This is a genomic window from Mesorhizobium sp. USDA 4132 (genome assembly GCF_056279545.1).
Genome location: NZ_JBWCCP010000002.1, coordinates 1036706 through 1055937 on the forward strand (window position 1 = coordinate 1036706; position 19232 = coordinate 1055937).

Here is a 19232-nt window from a genome sequence, read left to right on the forward strand (position 1 = left end):
CGGGCCGATGATGATTCCAAGGAGGTGTCTGGAGCCTGAATGAAAGCGCCATGTGGAACCCGACCACCCGGCGGCGGTATAGTCGCAAACAGCCACGATACGAAACCGACCTGACGGATGCAGCCGAAACCGCCGGCTATGGAAAGACCCGGAAGCAACCATCAAGTCCGCCAAGGCCTTCCTTTATGCCGCATCCATCATGACCCTCGTCAGACGGATCGCACGCCCATCATGAATTCTCGGACGGACTCTAAGCAGTCCTGGCAAACGGTATCTTCCCCCCGACCGGCCCCAGCCCGAAATGCGACCGCAGGGTACTGCCTTCATAATCGGTACGGAAGAGACCCCGCTTGCGCAGGATTGGGACGACTTCGGTCGCGAACAGTTCGAGCTGCTTGTTGACGATTGGCGGCATCACGTTGAAGCCATCGGCGGCGCCGGTCTTGAACCAGTCCTCGATGATATCGGCTACCTGCTCTGGGGTGCCTGTCGCAGTGAAGTGCCCTCTTGCGCCGGCAAGCTTCTGGAGCAACTTGCGCAGCGTCAGGCCTTCCTTCAGCGCAAGATCGACATAACCGGTCGCCCGGCTCTTGGAGGCCTCCACCTGCGCCGGATCCGGGAAATCGTCCTGGGTTAGGACACGGTCGAGCGGAATGCCGGAGAAGTCATGGCCTCCGAACCGCGCCGAGAGCCGGGCAAGCCCGATCTGGGGGCTTGTCAGCGCGTCGAGTTCTTCCCACACCTGCTGGGCTTCACGCGTGGTCGATCCGATGGCGGCGCTGATGCCCGGCAGGACGACGATATCCTCCGGGCGACGGCCGTAACCGACAGCCCGCCCCTTCACGTCGGAATAGAAGGATTGCGCGGTCTCCTTTCCGAGATGCGCTGTGAAGATCGCCTCCGCCCAGCGTGCAGCAAAGCCCCGGCCGGAATCCGACTGGCCCGCCTGAATATAAACCGGACGGCCCTGCGGGCTGCTCGGTACGTTCAGCGGTCCCTGCGTGCGGAAATGCGTACCATTGTAGTTGGCCGGCTGGATGAGCGAGGGATCGAGGTACTGCCCCGTCTCCCGGTTGTCGCGGATTGCCTGGGAGGGGAAGCTCCGCCACAAGGCGTCGACGGCCTCGACGAATTCCTCGGCGATCTCATAACGGTCGCCATGGCTGACATCCTGTGCCAGACCATAGTTGAGGCCGGCCTGCGGAGCCCAGGATGTGACGATATTCCAGCCCGCGCGTCCGCCGGACAGGTGGTCGAGAGAAGCGAATTGCCGGGCATGCGTATAGGGAAGGCTGTAGGTCGTCGAAGCGGTGCCGATCAGGCCGATCTTGTCGGTGCGGGCAGCCAATGCCGACAGGAGGGTAATCGGCTCCATCGAGCCGCTGGCGACCAGCCCACCGTTGTTGGGAGCAACCAGGGCATCGGCGAGGAACACCGCGTCGAACTTGGCGGCCTCGGCAATTCGCGCAGCCTCGACATAGAGTTCCAGATCGGTAAGGGCGCGGCGTGTGGAATCCGGATGACGCCATGCGCCCTCGTGGTGGCCGCGGGGCATCAGGAATAGATTGAAGTGCAGCTGACGCGTCATTGGATTTCTCTCAGATGAGGTTATGTTCGACGCCGAAGCTGGCGAGCAGCATGCGGCGGAGTTCGATGAAGGCGAGATGCCCGAGACTGCGCGGATGAGGCAGATCGACCTGATGATCCTCGGCGATCCGCCCATCCTTCAAAACCAGGATGCGGTCGGAAAGCAGCAGCGCCTCGTCGACGTCATGCGTCACGAGAACGACCGTCGGCTTGTTCTGTTCTACCAGGTGGAACAAAAGACCATGCATGCGGATCCGTGTCAGGGCGTCGAGAGCGCCGAACGGTTCGTCCGCCAGCAGCAGTTCTGGCCGGCGCAGCAGGGACCTTGCCAGTGCCGCACGCTGTTTCTGACCGCCGGACAGGGTGGACGGCCAGACATTGGCCTTGTCGCCCAGCCCCACCGCTTCCAGCATGGCGAGAGCCGCTGCTTTCGCGTCGGAGCGGGGTAATCCGAGCGTCAGGTTGTCGATGACGCTCATCCATGGCAGCAACCGTGCATCCTGGAACAGAACGGACGTATTTGCCGGCCGGCGGAACTCTCCCTCGGTCACCGCATCGTCGTCCAGCCCGGCAAGCGCCCGAAGCAGGGTCGTCTTGCCGGAACCGGATTCGCCGAGTAGAGCAACGAACTGCCCCTTGGGTACTTCGAGCGTGATGTCTTTGAGGATGGTCTTGTCGCCGAAACCACGCGACAGGTTGCGGAGCGAAACCGACGAGAACGAAGAGGTGTGGACGTTCATGCTCCCAAAGCCCTCCGATAGGCGAGTGCGCGGGACTCGATCAGCCGCACGACGGTATCGGAGACAAGTCCGAGGATCGCATAGATGAAGATCCCCACGACGATGACGTCGGTCTGCCCCCAGTCGCGGGCGCGGTTCATGAGATATCCGATCCCGGTCTGCGTATTGATGAGCTCGAGGACGACGAGCGCCGTCCAACAAAGGGTCACCGCCAACCGCAACGAGACGAAGAAACCGGGCAGAGCACCGGGCAGCGCCACTTTCCGGATGAATTCGCCGCGGGTGAGGCCGAGTGTGCGGGCCAGTTCCACATGGCCGATGTCTATCCCCCGCAGCGCCGCGTGGGTGTTGATATAGACCGGCACCAGAACTGCGGTGAAGATCAGGAAGATCTTCATCGCCTCGCCGATGCCGAGCCAGATAATCACGAGCGGGACGAGCGCCAGCGTTGGTACGGCGCGCTTGATCTGCACCACGCCATCGATCAGCGCCTCCCCGCTTCGGGTCAGGCCGGACAGAAGTGCGAGGATGATCCCAACCGTGACACCGAGAAAAAGTCCGGCATAGGCACGCCCGGCCGAAGCCAGCAGGTGCGGTAGCAGCGTGCCGTCGGCCAGCATTCCGTATCCGGCCACCCCCGCGGCCGACGGGGCCGTCAGGGTGTAGGGCGACAAGATGCCGAGGCGGGAAGCCGCTTCCCAGACGATCAGAACGAGGAGAGGACCGATCAGCCTCGCACCGGTCGGAAGCTGCCTCGGCGTCAAACGGACAGCCTTGCCGACTTCTGACTGCTGATCGCCAGCAGACTGCGTCTTTTCCAAACGCCCCGAAAGGTATGGATATGAAATGAAGTCCGTCACGGTTCCTCCTCGTGTTCTCTGGAGATCGAAAGCGGCATCAGCGCGCAGCTACGATGACCGGGTCGAATGTGCTGACGAACGACGTCTTGGCGTCGAAACGTTCCTTGATCGACCCGGCCTGATAGAGAATGTCGATCAGCTTCTGGTGATGAGGGATGGCCTCTGCCGACGTCGGCAGGACGAGCGGCGATTCCGCGGCCAGGATCGCCGCAGTATCGTCGGGCGAGATGCGCTGGAAATCGGTGTAATAGAACTTCCCCCAGGCTTGCCTGTTGGCATTCGCCCATTTGGCACCGCGGGTGAACGCGCCGAGGAAGCTTTCAACGGCCGCGACCTTCTTCGGATCGGCCAGAGCCGCGGGGCGGGCGTAGAAATAGCTGGTGCTCGGCAGGATCTGGCGCTCGACCGGATCGAGAACCGGCGAAGCCCCGGCCTGCTTGGTCAGGCGAGTAACATGCGGTTCAGTCAAAACGGCGACGTCGACGGCACCGGAACGGACCGCGTCCGGCAGATCGGCTACGCGAAGATTCACCAGTTCCACATCCTTGAGCGAAATGCCCGCACGGTTCAGCGCCTCGATCAGGAAAACCTGCCGGCCGGAGCCTTCGATATAGCTGAGCTTCTTGCCCTTGAGATCTGCCAGTTTGTTGATGACCAGTCCGGGACGGCTCGTCAGGCGATATTGCGCCACCTCTCGTGTAAACGTGCCGATGATCGGCAGAAGCGTGCCGGCCGCCCGCGCCTGGATTGGCGGCGTATCGCCAACGTAGGCGATATCCAGCGCACCGGCCCGCATCGCCTCGAGAATAGCGGGGCCACCGGCGAAATTCGGAAAGCTTGCCTTAAATTCAAGATTTGGTGCTTCGCCGCTGGCATCGAAAAGATGGCGAACGAATTCGCTCTGGTCCGCGACGGCAAGCGTGGTGTTGGGATCGACCGTCAGGGCTGCCTCGGTCTGGCGGCCAAACGCGAGACCGAGCGAAAGGGTGGAGGCAAAGGATAGGAATGTACGTCGGTTCACAGGTCGGTTCCCCAGCTAACAAATCGGTGTCGAACACCGGCCGGGATAAAAGTGCAGCGAAACGATAGATTTTATAAGAAATGTATTTTTCTCAAACCGGTGCCGGGTGACAAATTCGTTTCGGTCATGCTTCATGACCCGGATAAACGATCCAGCTCGCTCCGCCGCGTGTGTTCACGGCCAACTTAACCGGATAGACGCATTGCGCTCGTGGAACCGGTAACCTTGAGGCCTTCTAGGCTCTTGAACGGAATCGGACGTAAACTTGGGAAAGAGGCGGCAATTAAATAAGCCAGTTAAGTCTGTCGCCATAGGCTTACGACTTACACTGAAGACGCTTATGCCATTGCGGCCGCTGCAAAGCCTCCTTCGAGATCAGCGATCAAGTCTTGGACATCCTCAAGCCCGATCTGCAGGCGCAGAACAGGGCCGCCGGCCGGCGGCGAAATGATCTTGCGATCGAACAGGTTCACGCGCAGCGCGAGACTCGGGAAGCCGCCCCAGGAATAGCCAAGGCTGAAAAGCTTTAAGCCATTGAGAAAAGCTTGGGCTTTTCACTTGTAATCCTTCTTGTGCTCGACCTTCAGCACGAAAGAAAAGATGCCGCTCGCGCCTTTGAAGTCTCGCTTCCAAAGATCGTGACCGGGAGAACTCGGCAATGCCGGATGCAGCACCCGACCCACCTCGTCCCTGCCCTCCAACCATCGGGCAATGACAAGAGCGCTTTCCTGGTGGCGTTCGAGCCGGACGCCCATGGTGCGCAGACCACGCAGCACCTGATAGGCATCGTCCGGCGCACCGCAGATGCCCAGCGCGCCATTGGTCTCCTTCAGGCGCGGCCAGTGCTCCGCGTTGGCGGACACGGTGCCCATCAGGATATCCGAATGGCCCGCCGGATACTTGGTGACGGCCTGGATGGAGATGTCGACGCCGAAATCGAGCGGACGGAAATAAAGCGGCGTCGCCCAGGTATTGTCCATGGTGACAACTGCGCCCTGCCGATGCGCGACTTCCACGATGGCCGGGATATCCTGCATCTCGAACGTGTTCGAACCCGGCGCTTCGGTGTGCACCAGCTTAGTGTTTGGCCGGAACAGTTTTTCGATATCGGCGCCGGCCATCGCGTCATAGAATTCAGCCTCCACGCCGAACCGCGCGAGCATCGTCTCACAGAAATGCCGGGTGGGGCCATAGACGGAATCCACCACCAGCGCATGATCGCCGGGTGAAAGATAGGCGAGGAAGGCGATCGTCACGGCCGCAAGGCCCGAAGGCACCAGGATCGTTCCGGCCGCACCTTCCAGTTCGTTAAGCGCCTCGCAGAGCGCGTTCGTGGTCGGTGTACCGCGCGTGCCATAGGTGTATTTCTGGGCATGCGTATCCATCGCTTCGGCGCTCGGAAACAGGACGGGCGATGCCCGGACGGGCGGCGGATTGATGAAGCCGTGATAGTCGAACGGGTCATATCCGGCACGAACGAGCTGGGTATTCATGCCGAGCGCGCTCGTCTGCTTGCGGTCTTCAGTCATGCGAATGCTTTCCGGGTATCGATGGAATCTTTGGCGAGCGCCCGCTTCCAGCCGAGCGCGGGCGCGATCTTCGTCGCGAAATCGGTGATGATCTGGGCGTACTCCTCCAGAGCAAATTCATAGGGCAGCTCGAGCCGGAGTTCGCCGACCTCGCGCAGAACACTGTCGGCGAGCAGCCTTTCGATGATCTCGTCTGAGCTGCCGACCAGATCGCGACTGAAAAGCGTGCGGCGCGGCCCCTGAGGCGAGAGCGTTCGCTCATGCCGGCTTGCGGCATAATTTCGGTATTTTCCCTGGTGTGCTTGTCGGCTCCGTCAGTCGGGACAATCACTCTGCCTGCCGCGACGCGGGGACTGCGACCAGCCGGCAGAGCGGCGCGAAAAGCGGCGAGTTGCCTCGCCTGCGCCTCTAGGAAGTCGTCGGAAATGTCGCCGGAGGTGAGACTGCCGATCATCAGGTTGAGGCCGGTTCTTCCGGCCCATTCCGATGACCGAAGTGAACCGCCGCCATACCAGACACGGTCGCGCAATCCTTTCGCGAAGGGCTGAAGACGGGCCTGCTGGCGATTGCCGGGAGAGATCACATAGGTCTCGCCATCACCGATATAGTTGCCTTCGAGATCGGCAAGCAAGCGTTCGACCCGCGCATAAGAGAAATCGAAGTTCTGCCAGTCGCCGTCGAAGACAAGCGGCGCGACCAGTTCGGCGTGCAGCGGCGGTCCGGCGCTGACGCCAACATTGAGGCGCCCGCCGGAAAGCGCGTCCGTCATGGAAAGGTCTTCGGCCAGCCGAAACGGACTTTCATAACCGAGTTGGATTACCGCCGAACCCAGCTGGATACGCTTGGTGCGCTGGCTGGCGGCAGCGAGGAAAACCGGCGCCGAGGAGACGCCGTGCTCGATATGCCGCTAGCGGACCCAGCCGCTGTCGTAACCCAGTTCCTCGCCCGCTTCGAAAAGCTTGAGCGAGGCTTCGAGCCCGCTGGCGGGGTCGTCGTCGGGATAATTGCCGGGGGTGAGGAAGCCGATATGGCGAATGTCGAGCGGGGATGGTGTCATGGTTTCGCGATTGTCACGAGGGAGGATCGATCAGCTCTTCGGCAGGCCGGGCGGATTGGTCTGCGACTGCGGCAGCGCCTCTTCCGAAAGCTGCCAGCGGGCAAGAAGCTTGCCGTAAGTACCGTTCTTGATCAGGTTGTTGGTGGCGAGCGTCAGCGCTGCGGCGAGACCCGAACCCTTGCGGGTGGTGATCGCCACGTCCGAGCGCTCCGGCCAGCCGGCCGACAGCGTGCCGACGCGCCGGATATTCTTGTCGCGAGCGGCGATATAGACGAGCTGAGCATGCGGCTGGACAATGACATCGACGCGGCCGGAGCGCAGCGCCACGAGCCGGGCCCCATCGTCGTCGTGATAAACGAGTTCGATCGGCTTCAGGCCGGCCTTGACGTTCTCATCGCTCCACTTGAGCAGGATACGTTCTTGGTTGGTGCTGGCACCAACCGTGATACGCAGACCGGCGGCATCCTTCGGCTCCTTGATTTCCTTGACGGCGCTATCGGCCTTGACGAAGAAACCGTGCAGCCCCTGGCGATAGGTGGAGAAGTCGAACTTCTCCTTGCGCAGTTCCGTCACGCCGACATTGGAAATCACCGCATCGTATTTGCCGGAGACGAGGCCGAGCGGCCAATCCGCCCAGGCGACCGGGATCAGTTCAAGCTTCAGGCCGAGGCTGTCAGCAATCGCCAGTGCATATTCCGGATCGGCGCCGACGACGGTTTTGGCATCGGTGGCATAGGTCGCAAGCGGCGGCCCGCCAGGCGAAACGGCGACGGTGAATTTGCCCGGCGTCGCGAGCTTAAAATCCTTCGGGATTGCCGCGATCGCTGCGGGATCCTTTTCGGCACGAATGCGGCCGGGCTGGTCGGGCGAGAGATCGAAGATATCTTCGGCGGCATCGGCCGCGGATAGTCCGAGCGCGGAACTCAAAAGGCCAGCGGCCAGGAGGCTGAATGTTTTTTTGAAGAGAGACATGATCAGTTTCCATGTTTGTGAAAAGGGGCGCGAGCCAAGAGGGATAAACCCGCGCCAAATGGGGTCACTTCTTCGGCAGGCCGGGCGGGTTGGTGCGCGCTTCCTTCACCGCCTCGGCGGCGAGGTTCCAGCGGGCAAGCACCTTTCCGTAGCTACCGCCCTTGATCTGCTCGTTGAGCGCGACCGTGATGGCGTCCGCCAGGCCGGAGCCTTTCTTGGTGGCGACGGCGATCTCGGCCGTCTGCGGCCAGCCGCCGGAGAAGCCGCCGACGAATTTCGTCTTCTGCTCCTTGGCCGCCTTGAAGGCCGAGGTGGCGTTCGGGCCGAGATAGGCGTCGGCGCGGCCGGATTGCAGGGCGACATCCAGCACCGCTTCGTCGTCGTAATACTGCACCTCGCTGGCCGGCAGACCCTTCGCCCTGTTGGCTTCGATCCAACGCAGCAGGATCTGCTCCTGGTTGGTGCCCGACGAGACGATCACCTTGAGGCCGGCGACATCTTCCGGCTTCTCGACCTTGGCCACCTTGCTGTTCAGCGGTACGTAGAAGCCTAACAGGTCGTTGCGGTAGGTCGAGAAGTCGAACTTCTCCTTGCGCTCTTCCGTCACAGTGATGTTGTGGATTGCCGCATCGAAACGGCCGGAAACGAGCCCGAGCGGCCAGTCGGCCCAGGCGATGGGTACCAGTTCCAGCTGCAGGCCGAGACTATCTGCGATAAGCTGCGCGAAATCCGGCTCGCTGCCGACCGGCGTCTTGTTGTCGGTAGCGTAGGCCGCGAAAGGCAGACGGCCGGGAACGGAGGCGACCGTCAGCTTGCCGGGAGTGACGAACTTGTAGCCAGCTGGAATAAGCTTGATGGCGGAATCAACTTTCTCCGCCCTCACCCGGCTTTTCTGCTCGGGCGAGAGATCGACTTCCTGCGCATGAGCGAACGCGCCGAAAAACCCCGAAAGCGAAAGGAGGCCGCCAATAGTCAGACCAAGAAGCTTGGACGTGTAGGGCATGCTGGGTGTTTCCTTATGTTTTGTTTGTTCAGAGGACTTTGGCGAGGAATTCGGCCGTGCGCGGGTGTTCCGGTTTGTTGAAGACGTTCTCCGGCACGCCGGTTTCAAGGATACGGCCCTGTTCCATGAAGACGACGAGGTCGGAGACTTCGCGGGCAAAGCCGATCTCATGGGTGACGATGACGAGCGTCGTGCCGGACCGGGCGAGCTCCTTGATGACATCGAGCACTTCGCCCACCAATTCGGGATCGAGCGCCGAGGTTGGCTCGTCGAAGAGCAGGACCTTGGGCTTGAGAGCGAGCGCACGGGCGATTGCAACACGCTGCTGCTGGCCGCCGGAAAGCTGGCGCGGATAGGCATTCGCCTTTTCCGCAAGGCCGACGCGGGCAAGAAGATCGAGCGCTTCTGCTTCCGCCTGCTCGCGGGGAATGCGACGCACCGTGATCGGCGCCTCGACGACGTTTTCCAGAACGGTCAGATGCGGGAAGAGGTTGAAGTTCTGAAACACCATGCCGACTTCCATGCGGCGCTTCAGGATGTCCTTCTCCTTCAGTTCATAGAGCGTCTCGCCATCCTGCCGGTAGCCGATCAGTTCGCCGTCGATGGCGATGAAACCGTCGTCGACCCGCTCCAGATGGTTGATCGAGCGCAGCAACGTCGACTTGCCGGAGCCGGACTGGCCGAGAATGGCGGTGACGCTTCCTGCTGGGATGGAAAGAGTGACTTCGTCGAGAACCTTCAACTGCCCGAAGCTTTTCGAGACCCCGTGGATCGTCACTTCGCCGCCAAGGGCTCTGAGTGGCGCAACTGCGGCTTGGCGCGGGGCTGGCTTGGCAATCACTTCAGCCGCTTTCGGCGCGACCGCCACCTGCGGCACGAAACGGCGATAGAGGCTGGAGAAGATCGACCGCGGCGGATTTCTGAGAGCACCGCGGGCATAATGCCGCTCGACATGGTGCTGGATGATCGACAATACCGTCAGGATGACGAGGTACCAGACGGTGGCCACCATCAGGAGCGGAATCACTTCCAGATTGCGGCGGTAGATGATCTGGATCGTGTAGAAGAGTTCCGGCAGCGCAAGGATATAAACTTGGGACGTGCCCTTCGCGAGACCGATGATATCGTTGAAGGCGGTCGGCAGGATGGAGCGCATCGCCTGCGGCAACACGATCCGTGACGCCTGGCGGCTACGGGGCAGGCCGAGTGCTGAAGCGGCTTCCAGCTGCCCCTGATCAACCGAGAGAATGCCGCCGCGGATGATTTCCGAGGCGAAAGCCGCCTGATTCAGCGTCAGTCCGAGCATGGCGGCGGCGAACGGTGTGATGAGCTGTGTGGTATTCCAGCTGATGAAGTTGATGCCGGTATAAGGGACCCCGACAGTGATCGTCTCGTAAAGATAACCGAGATTGTTGAGGATCAGCAGCAGAACGATCAGCGGGATCGAACGGAAGATCCAGATATAAGTCCAGGACACCCCGACCAGCAAAGGAGAACGAGAGACCCGTGCCAGCGCCAGCCCTGTGCCGAGGATGAAGCCGAACAGTGCGCCGAGGGCGGTCAGCAACAACGTCCGGCCGAGGCCAATCAGAACCGGCTCGGCGAAGAACCACTCTGCGAAGACATCCCAACCCCAGCGCGGATTGCCGAGAACCGAATGGATCGTCGCGGCGATAACGATCAGTGCGAAGACGGTGCCGACGGTGCGTGCCGGATAACGTGCCGGCACAATGCGGTAATGAGAGTAATCCCCCTTGGCGGCTGCGGGTTGTCGCGGAGGAGCTGCCTGGATGTCGCTGAAATCGCTGGTGATCGTCATCCCCGCCTCCTCACGCCGCGCCGTGCAAAGTGGCCGAGACGACCGCCTTGCGCGCCGCGTAGCCGCCGAAACCGAGCGCTTTTTCGAACCGCAGCTTGCGGATGGTCTCAGGATCCGCCGTCGTGTCGAACAGCGCGGAATAACCGTGGGTAAGGTAGAGGCCAACGGCCTCAGGCTGGCGAAAACCGGTGGTTAGGTAGATACGGGTATAACCCTGCCGCGCCGCCTGCTCTTCCAGCTCGGCCAGCACCTTGCGAGCGAGGCCTTGACGGCGATACGCGGAGTGGGTCCAGACGCGCTTGAACTCCGTGGTGCCTTCGTCCTGATGTCGCATGAACGCGCCGCCAGCGATCGCCTCGCCATCCCGCAGCAGCAGAAGGAAATTGCCGTGCGGCGGCGCGAAAACCTCCGGTCCGTAGCGGTTCATCTCCTTCGTCGCACCTTCGGCGTCATAGAAGCTGCCGTAGCGGCTGTCGTATTCGTATGTGAGTTCATCGATCAGTGGCCTGGCCAGCGGATCAAGCGGATTTGTGTAGAGGAATCGGTCGCTCATGGTCGCTCCTTAAGGCAGGATCAGGAAAGATAAGTTTCGGCGAGCCGCACCCAGAACCGCGCGGCGGGGGCGATGATCTCGTCGTTGAAGTTGTAGTGGGGACTGTGAAGCGCGCTGCTGTCGCCATTGCCGACGAAGAGATAGGAGCCCGGCCGCTGCTGCAGCATGTAGGCGAAGTCCTCGCTGGCGGTGCGCGGCCGGAAATCCTTCGCGACCTGTTCCACCGGGAAGTTTTCCTCGGCGACGCGACGTGCAAATCGTGTCTCCTCGGCGTGATTGATCACGGCCGGAAAACCGCGCCGGTAGTTCACATCCGCAAAGGCGCCAAAGCTCTCCGCCTGGGCGCGCGCCAAAGCCGGCACGCGCTCCTCCAACTTGTCGCGGATCGCCTCGGAATAAGCCCGGGCGGTCAGCTTCAGTTCGACGCTTTCCGGAATGACATTCGAGGCGGAGCCGCCATGGATCGAACCCACCGTCAGCACCGCCATTTCCAGTGGATCAACATTGCGGGCGACGATGCTTTGCAGCGCGGTGATGAACGAGGCCGAAGCGAGCACGGGATCAACGGCCTCATGCGGCGCCGCCCCGTGCCCTCCCCGCCCGACGATGCGGATCAGCGCCTGGTCCACTGAGGCCATCGCCGGTCCCTCGACGAAACCGAACTGTCCCAATGTGACACCCGGCCAGTTGTGCAGCCCGAAGATCGCATCGACCGGAAACCGCTCAAACAGCCGGTCCTCAATCATCTTGCGGGCACCAGCACCGACTTCCTCCGCCGGCTGGAAGATCAGCGTCAGGGTACCGTCGAATTTGCCATGTTCAGCAAGATAACGAGCCGCCGCGAGCAGGATCGTAGCGTGCCCGTCATGGCCGCAGGCATGCATGACGCCGGGGTTGCGGCTGGAATAATCGAGATTGGTCGCCTCCTCGATCGGCAGCGCGTCGATATCCGCACGGATACCGATGCGCTTGCCGCCCTGCCCCCGCGAAAGCGTCGCGACCACGCCATAACCGCCGACACCTTCCGTCACCTCGTAGCCGTAGGATTGGAGGTATCTGGCCACGAGGCCGGAAGTCCGCCGCTCCTGGAAAGAGAGTTCGGGATATTGGTGGAGGTCGCGCCGGATAGCGACGAACTCGTCGATCGAGGCAAGGATCACCCGTTCGGCGTCGTCGCGATGACGCGCGCCGTCAATATGGATATTCATGATCTTCTGCTTTCCGAAGGTTGGGGGCGCACGCCTTGTGCACCCGTTTACCTCTTCAGTGCGCTAAGCGTTGAGCGTTATGCCCGAGCCTTCTCCGCAGCCGGATGACCGTCCGTGTAGATGCTTTCTTTCCGGGGCAGCCCGAGATGGTCCCGCAGGGTCTCGCCTTCCAGATGCGGATCGAAGTAGCCGCGCTTCTTGAGGATCGGGATGACCAGCCGAATGAAATCGTCCAGTCCTTCGGCGATGATCGGGAAGCCAAGGATGAAGCCGTCCGCGGCCTCCTGCTCCACCCAGTCGATGAGCTTGTCGGCAATCGCTTCCGCCGTGCCGACGAAACCTTCGCGTGGCGTTGCGGCTTCCAGTGCAGCTTCTCGCAGTGTCTGCCCCTTTTCCTTGGCGATCCGCTTGATGCGGTCGGTCGTCGAGCGGAAGCTGTTCTTGCCAATATCGCCGAGTTCAGGGAATGGCGCATCCAGATCGTAGACGCTGAAATCATGGTGATCGAAGAAGCGGCCAAGATAGGCGAGCGCATCATCGGTCGAGATCAGGTTGCGGATGATATTGTATTTCTCTTCCGCTTCGGCCTGCGTCTCGCCGACGATTGGACCGATGCCCGGGAAGATCTTCACGTCGTCTGCCGAGCGCCCCTGCGCGACGGCAGACTGCTTCACACGCCGGAAGAAGGTCTGGTTTTCCTCCAGCGAGACAGTATTGGTGAAAACCGCGTCCGCGTGTTTGCCGGCGAGGCCGATGCCGGCATCCGACGAACCGGCCTGAAAGAGGACCGGCTGCCCCTGCGGCGAGCGCTGGATGTTGAGCGGACCTTCGACCTGAAAGAAGCGACCCTTGTGGTCCAGCCGATGCAGCTTTTTGCGATCGAAGAATCTGCCGCTTGCCCGATCACGCACGAAGGCGTCGTCGTCCCAGCTGTCCCATAGACCTTTGACGATCTCCAGATATTCATGCGCCATCTCGTAGCGCAGCGAATGTTCCGGATGCGGGCGGCTGTAATTTTTGGCGGTGCCTTCAAGCGGCGTCGTCACCGCATTCCAGCCGGCCCGGCCACCGCTGATCAGGTCGAGCGAGGCGAACTGGCGGGCGACCGTAAAGGGGTCGCTATAGGACGTCGAAACTGTGCCGGCGAGGCCGATCTTCGTGGTGACGGTAGCCAGCGCCGAGAGGATGGTCAGCGGTTCGAAGCGGTTGAGGAAATGTGGGATCGACTTCTCGTTGATGTAAAGCCCGTCCGCCACGAAGGCGAAGGCAATGCCCGCGGCTTCGGCCTTCAGCGCCGTCGCCTTGAAGAAATCGAGGTTGACGCTCGCATCCACCGGGCTCTTCGGATGACGCCAGGAATTCATGTGGCCACCGGCGCCCTGTAGCATGATGCCGAAACTGATTTTCTTGGTCATTTTGTATCTCCTTCAGGAAATCAAGCCGCGGCCGAAAGCGGCCGGCGGGCCAGAAGCTCGATGGATGCAAGCCGCTCATCGGCACTCACTGCGGGCGGTTCGAGGATAAACTCCTCGATGCCGTGGGCTTTCGAAAGGCGCGCGAGTTCTTCATGGATGCTTTCCGGCGTGCCGTGCAGCACGCTCGGCTTGCGTTCCTCGATGCAGTATTCCTTGGCGCCGGCCTGTCTGGCGAATTCCTCCGCCTGATCCCGGCGGCCGAGGCTGACCGACTGGCCGTTGTCTAGAAACACCTTGAAGATCTTCAACTCGGAAATCTGTACGGCCGCGTGGGCGGCATTTTCCGACGCATAGGCCGCGAGTGCCAGGATCGCGGATTTACCGCCACTCTGTTTCCGGAATGTATCAAGGCTCAGCTGCAGGTTTCCCGGATCGCCGTTCAGATGGCCAGCAAAGACGAAATTCCAGCCATGGGCGGCGGCAAGCCGAGCACTGTCGGGGCTGGCGCCGAGCAGGAAACGGTCGGCGGTGACCGGCGGGCCTCGGCCCGGAAAATGCAAGCGCCTCACCGACTTTCGCCATGGCAGAATTATCGAGAAACGCGGTCAGATCGGAAAGCTGCTCGACGAAATCCGGCTTTGCGGCGCGATAGGCCTGAAGCGCAGCTGTTGCCTTGGGCAGCCCGCCTGGCGTCTTGCCGACCCCGAGGTCGACACGGCCAGGCGCCAGCGAAGACAGGAGGTTGAACACTTCTGCCACCTTGAAGGGGCTATAATGCTGCAGCATTACCCCGCCTGACCCGACGCGGATACTCGAAGTGTTGGCGAGGATCCAAGAGACCAGCACTTCCGGCGCAGAGCTGGCGAGTTCGGTTCCGCCGTGATGCTCCGCCACCCAGAAACGACGATATCCCAGCTCTTCCGCCCTCTTCGCCAGATTGACCGTGTTGGAGAGCGCCGAAATGGCGCTTTCCCCGGACGAAATGGGACTTTTGTCGAGAAGGCTCAGAGCGTACATCGGGGACCTCACGGATCATCGCTGAAATGTACCGCTATTTGTCTATTAATTTAGTATATAATGAAGGGCGATATTTCTGATTGCATCGACAAAAGAGGAAAATCGTTTTTCGATCTGATGAAAATTCGCCGCTCCTCATCGTCGGGCTGCCCATGTAGGGTGCAACAACTCTGTAGAACCATTCGATGTCTAGATTGCCGAAGACATCCAAACATCGACCATAGGCTTCACACAACTGACCGCGGTCGGAAGGAGCGGCCGGCGTTCGGAGAACGGCTGCATTTTCTCAGCAGACGGAACGTGGTCAGAAGGATCGTCTGCGACGATGATTTGTTGCGGGAAATGATGACGCCTGTAGCCGATGGGCGAATTCTCATCCCACCATATCCATGCCCCACTCCTTGACACAACGCCGCTAGGGCCATTGAGCTAAATATGATCCTCGACCTCTTGTGGGGCCGGTTGACTTACCAACCTTAAGGACTACTCTTTAGTGATCGCAAGCATATCCACGCCCGGATGGGGTGGATGATGGGGCGATTGGGCAACCTTGAGGAGGATGAGGTTTGCCATGACCTATCGTGTTATTCTGTTGATCGGCGCGTCTATCGTCGCCGTTTCGTCGTTTGATGCCGCAGCTCAGGAAGGTGACGCGACGGCGGGCGCCACCGTTTTCAAGAAATGCGCGACCTGTCATATCGTCGATTCCGATACGAACAAGGTCGGCCCGTCACTGAACAAGCTGTTTGGCCGAAAGGCCGGAACGCATCCCAATTTCGCCTATTCGACCGGGATGAAAGAGGCCGGAGACGGCGGCCTCGTCTGGGACGAGGCGACGTTGCGCGACTATCTGCACAATCCAAAAGCGAAGGTGAAGGGCACCAAGATGACCTTCGTCGGCCTGAAGGACGAGCAGGAGATCACCAATCTCATCGCCTATCTCAAGCAATATTCCCAGTAACCGGCCGAGAGACCACCGGCTGGACATGCCTAAATTGCAGTAATTGCCCATCTTTTCCATTCGTGCGATAATAACCCCGTATTTTTGCAGAATGCGGTTTCACGGTCGACCTGCTCAGGGAGGGGCGGAAATGGCTGTTGTGCTGATTCTCGTCTTGATTGTTGTCGGCTCCGTGCTGTTCCATGTGCTGAGCCCGTGGTGGTGGACGCCGATCGCCTCCAACTGGACCTATATCGACAGCACGCTCGTCATCACCTTCTGGATCACCGGTATCGTCTTCGTGGCTGTGGTTTCGTTCATGGCCTATTGCGTCTTTCGCTTCCGACACAAGCCAGGCAACCAGGCGGCCTATGAGCCTGAAAACCGCAGGCTGGAATGGCTGCTGGCATCGGGAACGGCAGTTGGCGTCGCGGCGATGCTGGCGCCTGGCCTCGTGGTGTGGAACCAGTTCATCACGGTGCCCGACGATGCCGTACCAGTCGAGGTCGTCAGCCAGCAGTGGTTGTGGAACTTCCGCCTGCCGGGCGCGGACGGAAAGCTCGGCCGCGCGGAGACGCGCGACGTCAGCGCCGAAAATCCGCTCGGCCTGAACAAGAACGACGCAAGCGGCCTCGACGATGTGATCATCGAGGGCGGCGAGCTTCATCTGCCGGTCGGCAAGCCGGTGCGCATATTGCTGCGCTCGGTCGATGTTCTCCATGATTTCTACGTGCCGGAATTCCGCGCCAAGATGGACATGATCCCCGGCATGATCACCTATTTCTGGTTCACGCCGACCCGGACGGGAAGCTTCGAGATTCTCTGCGCCGAACTCTGCGGTGTCGGCCATCCGCAAATGCGCGGCACCGTCGTCGTCGACGAGGATGCCGACTACCAGACCTGGCTTGGGCAGCAGCAGACATTCACCCAGCTTACGGCGTCATCGGGAGAGCCGCCGCGGCCGGCAAACTGACCCGGCGGAGCGGCCGGAAGCCGCTTCGGAAGGAAAGGGAAGAGAGATCATGGTCGAGATTCCATCCGGAAGTGCAGGCGCCATCCCCGCCGCCGAAGTCGAGGATGTCGAGCTTTATCATCCGGGCAGCTGGTGGACGAAATATGTGTTCAGCCAGGATGCCAAGATCATCGCCGTGCAATATTCGATGACCGCTATCTCGATCGGCCTTGTAGCGCTGGTGCTCTCCTGGCTGATGCGGCTGCAGCTTGCCTTTCCCGGCTATTTCGCCTTCATCGATGCCGATCACTATTATCAGTTCATCACCATGCACGGCATGATCATGGTGATCTATCTCCTGACCGCGCTGTTCCTCGGTGGTTTCGGCAACTACCTCATTCCGCTGATGGTCGGCGCCCGCGACATGGTGTTTCCCTACGCCAACATGCTGAGCTACTGGATCTACCTGCTCGCGGTGCTGATCCTGGTCGCCGGCTTTTTCGCCCCCGGCGGCCCGACAGGGGCGGGCTGGACGCTTTATCCGCCGCAATCGGTTCTTTCCGGCACCCCCGGCGGCAAGGACTGGGGCATCCTCCTCATGCTCTCGTCGCTGATCGTCTTCATCATCGGCTTCACCATGGGCGGGCTGAACTATGTGGTGACGGTGCTGCAGGGGCGGGCGCGCGGCATGACACTGATGCGCATGCCGCTCACCGTCTGGGGCATCTTCACCGCCACCGTGATGGCGCTGCTCGCCTTCCCTGCCCTGTTCGTCGCTTGCGTCATGATGCTGTTCGACCGCGTGCTCGGCACGAGCTTCTTCATGCCCGCCATCGTCGAGATGGGCACGCAGCTGCAGCATGGCGGCGGCAGCCCGATCCTCTTCCAGCACCTGTTCTGGTTCTTCGGCCATCCCGAGGTCTATATTGTAGCACTTCCCGCCTTCGGCATCGTTTCGGACCTGATCAGCACGCATGCGCGTAAGAACATCTTCGGCTATCGCATGATGGTCTGGGCGATTGTCATCATCGGTGCGCTGAGCTTCGTCGTCTGGGCACACCACATGTATGTCAGCGGCATGAACCCGGCCTTTGGCTTCTTCTTTGCCACCACGACGCTGATCATCGCCGTCCCGACGGCGATCAAGGTCTATAACTGGGTGCTGACGCTGTGGCGCGGCGATATCCACCTGACGCTGCCGATGCTCTTTGCGCTCGCCTTCATCGTCACCTTCGTCAATGGCGGCCTGACCGGCCTTTTCCTCGGCAATGTCGTCGTTGACGTGCCGCTGTCGGACACGATGTTCGTCGTCGCGCATTTCCACATGGTCATGGGTGTGGCGCCGATCCTCGTCATCTTCGGGGCGATCTATCACTGGTATCCGAAGGTGACAGGACGCATGCTGAACGACGTGCTCGGTCATATCCACTTCTGGATCACCTTCCTTGGCGCCTATGCGATCTTCTTTCCGATGCATTACCTCGGCCTGCTCGGGGTGCCGCGCCGCTACTTCGAGATGGGAGAAACGGCCTTCGTCCCGCCTTCGGCCCATACGCTGAACATTTTCATTACCGTCATGGCGCTTGTTGTCGGGGCCGGGCAGATGGTGTTCCTGTTCAATCTCGTCTGGAGCCTTTTCCGGGGGAAAGAGGCCGGCGGCAATCCATGGCGGGCGACGACGCTGGAATGGCAGACGCCGCAGACCCCGCCCGCCCATGGCAACTGGGGCAAGGACCTGCCCGTCGTCTACCGCTGGGCCTATGACTACAGCGTGCCGGGAGCGGCCGAGGATTTCATTCCGCAGAATGTTCCGGCAAGCGATGGCGTCACCCGGGAGGTTCCCGCATGAACGTCATCCTGATCTTCCTTGCCGCGATCGCCGCCATCATCATCTGGTGGCTTTCCGGGCAGCGGCTGACCTCGAAGCCCTGGCTGGAAACCGGGTCGGTGCAACTGCCGGATCATATCGGCGCAGACCGGCGACAGCCGCCGGCGGTGAAGATCGGCCTCTTCGTGTTTCTCGGCGTCGTCGGCGCCGTCTTCAGCCTTGCCGTCAGTGCCTATTTCATGCGCATGGCGTCGGCCGACTGGTGGGGCATGCCGGTTCCGCGCCTCCTCTGGGTGAACACCGCAGCACTCGCATCGAGCAGTGCGGCGCTGCAATGGGCGAGACGAGAAGCGGGACACGGCCGCATGGAAAGCCTGCGGCCGGCGCTTGTGACAGGACTCGCGCTTGCCGTCTTCTTTCTCGTCGGGCAGATCCAGGCATGGCGGGAACTGGTGTCAGCCGGCTACGTGCTGGCCGACAATCCCGCCAACAGCTTCTTCTACATGCTGACCGGCCTGCATGGGCTGCATATCCTCGGTGGGCTCGCCGTGCTCGCGCACACGACGGTCAGGGCATTTTCAACCGACGTTGCGCCGGAGAGGCTGCGCCTCAGCGTCGATCTCTCCGCCATCTATTCGCATTTCATGCTCGCCGTCTGGCTGTTGCTCTTTGCGCTGTTTGCCGGGTGGGCGAATGATTTCGTCGATCTCTGCCGCACATTGCTGACCTAG

14 protein-coding genes and 4 pseudogenes are annotated in these 19232 nt (G+C 61.1%); 5 read left to right on the top strand and 13 right to left on the bottom strand.

Translation table 11 applies throughout. The features are described from left to right. Positions 1 to 121 precede the first annotated feature (121 nt). Positions 122 to 235 (top strand): annotated as a pseudogene (locus ACZ9IU_RS27585) (IS5/IS1182 family transposase); the annotation flags it as partial. A gap of 15 nt (positions 236 to 250) precedes the next feature. Here ACZ9IU_RS27585 and ACZ9IU_RS27590 read toward each other — a convergent pair. The 13 genes and pseudogenes from ACZ9IU_RS27590 to ACZ9IU_RS27650 form a co-directional block, all read right to left on the bottom strand. Further along, positions 251 to 1588 carry an LLM class flavin-dependent oxidoreductase gene (locus ACZ9IU_RS27590; protein ID WP_040124723.1) on the bottom strand — a complete coding sequence of 446 codons (1338 nt, stop codon included), beginning with the start codon at positions 1586 to 1588 and terminating at the stop codon, positions 251 to 253. Positions 1589 to 1598: 10 nt separating this feature from the next. Further along, a complete protein-coding gene (locus ACZ9IU_RS27595; RefSeq protein ID WP_040124722.1) occupies positions 1599 to 2327 on the bottom strand; it encodes an ABC transporter ATP-binding protein in 729 nt (242 codons plus the stop codon). Continuing rightward, positions 2324 to 3187: an ABC transporter permease gene (locus ACZ9IU_RS27600; protein WP_040124721.1), complete on the bottom strand. Its 864-nt coding sequence runs from the start codon at positions 3185 to 3187 to the stop codon at positions 2324 to 2326. Before ACZ9IU_RS27600 ends, ACZ9IU_RS27595 begins: the two co-directional genes overlap by 4 nt. Positions 3188 to 3224: 37 nt before the next feature. Next, positions 3225 to 4208: an ABC transporter substrate-binding protein gene (locus tag ACZ9IU_RS27605; protein WP_040124720.1), complete on the bottom strand. Its 984-nt coding sequence runs from the start codon at positions 4206 to 4208 to the stop codon at positions 3225 to 3227. Between the two features lie 338 nt (positions 4209 to 4546). After that, positions 4547 to 5737 (bottom strand): annotated as a pseudogene (locus tag ACZ9IU_RS27610) (cystathionine beta-lyase). Continuing rightward, positions 5734 to 6794, bottom strand: a pseudogene (locus tag ACZ9IU_RS27615) (LLM class flavin-dependent oxidoreductase). The pseudogenes ACZ9IU_RS27610 and ACZ9IU_RS27615 overlap by 4 nt, the downstream one beginning before the upstream one ends. Before the next feature lie 30 nt (positions 6795 to 6824). Next, positions 6825 to 7766, bottom strand: coding sequence for an ABC transporter substrate-binding protein (locus ACZ9IU_RS27620; RefSeq protein WP_040124719.1), 942 nt, complete (start codon positions 7764 to 7766; stop codon positions 6825 to 6827). 64 nt (positions 7767 to 7830) lie between these two features. Next, complete coding sequence (locus tag ACZ9IU_RS27625) at positions 7831 to 8769, bottom strand: ABC transporter substrate-binding protein (RefSeq protein ID WP_040124717.1); 939 nt, start codon at positions 8767 to 8769, stop codon at positions 7831 to 7833. Between the two features lie 28 nt (positions 8770 to 8797). After that, complete coding sequence (locus tag ACZ9IU_RS27630; RefSeq protein ID WP_080719334.1) at positions 8798 to 10588, bottom strand: amino acid ABC transporter permease/ATP-binding protein; 1791 nt, start codon at positions 10586 to 10588, stop codon at positions 8798 to 8800. A gap of 10 nt (positions 10589 to 10598) precedes the next feature. Continuing rightward, positions 10599 to 11141 carry a GNAT family N-acetyltransferase gene (locus ACZ9IU_RS27635; protein WP_040124716.1) on the bottom strand — a complete coding sequence of 181 codons (543 nt, stop codon included), beginning with the start codon at positions 11139 to 11141 and terminating at the stop codon, positions 10599 to 10601. 20 nt (positions 11142 to 11161) lie between these two features. Continuing rightward, positions 11162 to 12349 carry a M20 aminoacylase family protein gene (locus ACZ9IU_RS27640; RefSeq protein WP_040124715.1) on the bottom strand — a complete coding sequence of 396 codons (1188 nt, stop codon included), beginning with the start codon at positions 12347 to 12349 and terminating at the stop codon, positions 11162 to 11164. A 77-nt stretch (positions 12350 to 12426) separates the two neighbouring features. After that, positions 12427 to 13764 (bottom strand): LLM class flavin-dependent oxidoreductase, encoded by a 1338-nt coding sequence (locus ACZ9IU_RS27645; protein ID WP_040124714.1) that lies wholly within the window; start codon positions 13762 to 13764, stop codon positions 12427 to 12429. 20 nt (positions 13765 to 13784) lie between these two features. Further along, a pseudogene (locus tag ACZ9IU_RS27650) lies at positions 13785 to 14781 on the bottom strand (MsnO8 family LLM class oxidoreductase). A 571-nt stretch (positions 14782 to 15352) separates the two neighbouring features. On the opposite strand from ACZ9IU_RS27650, the gene ACZ9IU_RS27655 reads away from it, so the two are divergent. From ACZ9IU_RS27655 to ACZ9IU_RS27670, 4 genes are all read left to right on the top strand, one after another. Then, the gene (locus ACZ9IU_RS27655; RefSeq protein ID WP_040124711.1) at positions 15353 to 15742 is read left to right on the top strand and encodes a c-type cytochrome; all 390 of its coding nucleotides are present in this window, start codon (positions 15353 to 15355) and stop codon (positions 15740 to 15742) included. Positions 15743 to 15872: 130 nt separating this feature from the next. After that, positions 15873 to 16694: a cytochrome c oxidase subunit II gene (locus tag ACZ9IU_RS27660; RefSeq protein WP_040124709.1), complete on the top strand. Its 822-nt coding sequence runs from the start codon at positions 15873 to 15875 to the stop codon at positions 16692 to 16694. A 49-nt stretch (positions 16695 to 16743) separates the two neighbouring features. Further along, positions 16744 to 18522, top strand: coding sequence for a cytochrome c oxidase subunit I (ctaD, locus tag ACZ9IU_RS27665; protein ID WP_040124707.1), 1779 nt, complete (start codon positions 16744 to 16746; stop codon positions 18520 to 18522). Next, entirely contained in the window at positions 18519 to 19232 is a 714-nt protein-coding gene (locus ACZ9IU_RS27670; protein WP_040124706.1) for a cytochrome c oxidase subunit 3, read from the top strand. The genes ctaD and ACZ9IU_RS27670 overlap by 4 nt, the downstream gene beginning before the upstream one ends.

Bases quoted from the DNA above. Each gene is read 5' to 3' on its own strand.
- ACZ9IU_RS27595 (WP_040124722.1), bottom strand. From the start codon at position 2,327: ATGAACGTCCACACCTCTTCGTTCTCGTCGGTTTCGCTCCGCAACCTG.
- ACZ9IU_RS27625 (WP_040124717.1), bottom strand. From the start codon at position 8,769: ATGCCCTACACGTCCAAGCTTCTTGGTCTGACTATTGGCGGCCTCCTT.
- ACZ9IU_RS27630 (WP_080719334.1), bottom strand. From the start codon at position 10,588: ATGACGATCACCAGCGATTTCAGCGACATCCAGGCAGCTCCTCCGCGA.
- ACZ9IU_RS27640 (WP_040124715.1), bottom strand. From the start codon at position 12,349: ATGAATATCCATATTGACGGCGCGCGTCATCGCGACGACGCCGAACGG.
- ACZ9IU_RS27620 (WP_040124719.1), bottom strand. From the start codon at position 7,766: ATGTCTCTCTTCAAAAAAACATTCAGCCTCCTGGCCGCTGGCCTTTTG.
- ACZ9IU_RS27590 (WP_040124723.1), bottom strand. From the start codon at position 1,588: ATGACGCGTCAGCTGCACTTCAATCTATTCCTGATGCCCCGCGGCCAC.
- ctaD (WP_040124707.1), top strand. From the start codon at position 16,744: ATGGTCGAGATTCCATCCGGAAGTGCAGGCGCCATCCCCGCCGCCGAA.
- ACZ9IU_RS27635 (WP_040124716.1), bottom strand. From the start codon at position 11,141: ATGAGCGACCGATTCCTCTACACAAATCCGCTTGATCCGCTGGCCAGG.
- ACZ9IU_RS27655 (WP_040124711.1), top strand. From the start codon at position 15,353: ATGACCTATCGTGTTATTCTGTTGATCGGCGCGTCTATCGTCGCCGTT.
- ACZ9IU_RS27670 (WP_040124706.1), top strand. From the start codon at position 18,519: ATGAACGTCATCCTGATCTTCCTTGCCGCGATCGCCGCCATCATCATC.
- ACZ9IU_RS27660 (WP_040124709.1), top strand. From the start codon at position 15,873: ATGGCTGTTGTGCTGATTCTCGTCTTGATTGTTGTCGGCTCCGTGCTG.
- ACZ9IU_RS27645 (WP_040124714.1), bottom strand. From the start codon at position 13,764: ATGACCAAGAAAATCAGTTTCGGCATCATGCTACAGGGCGCCGGTGGC.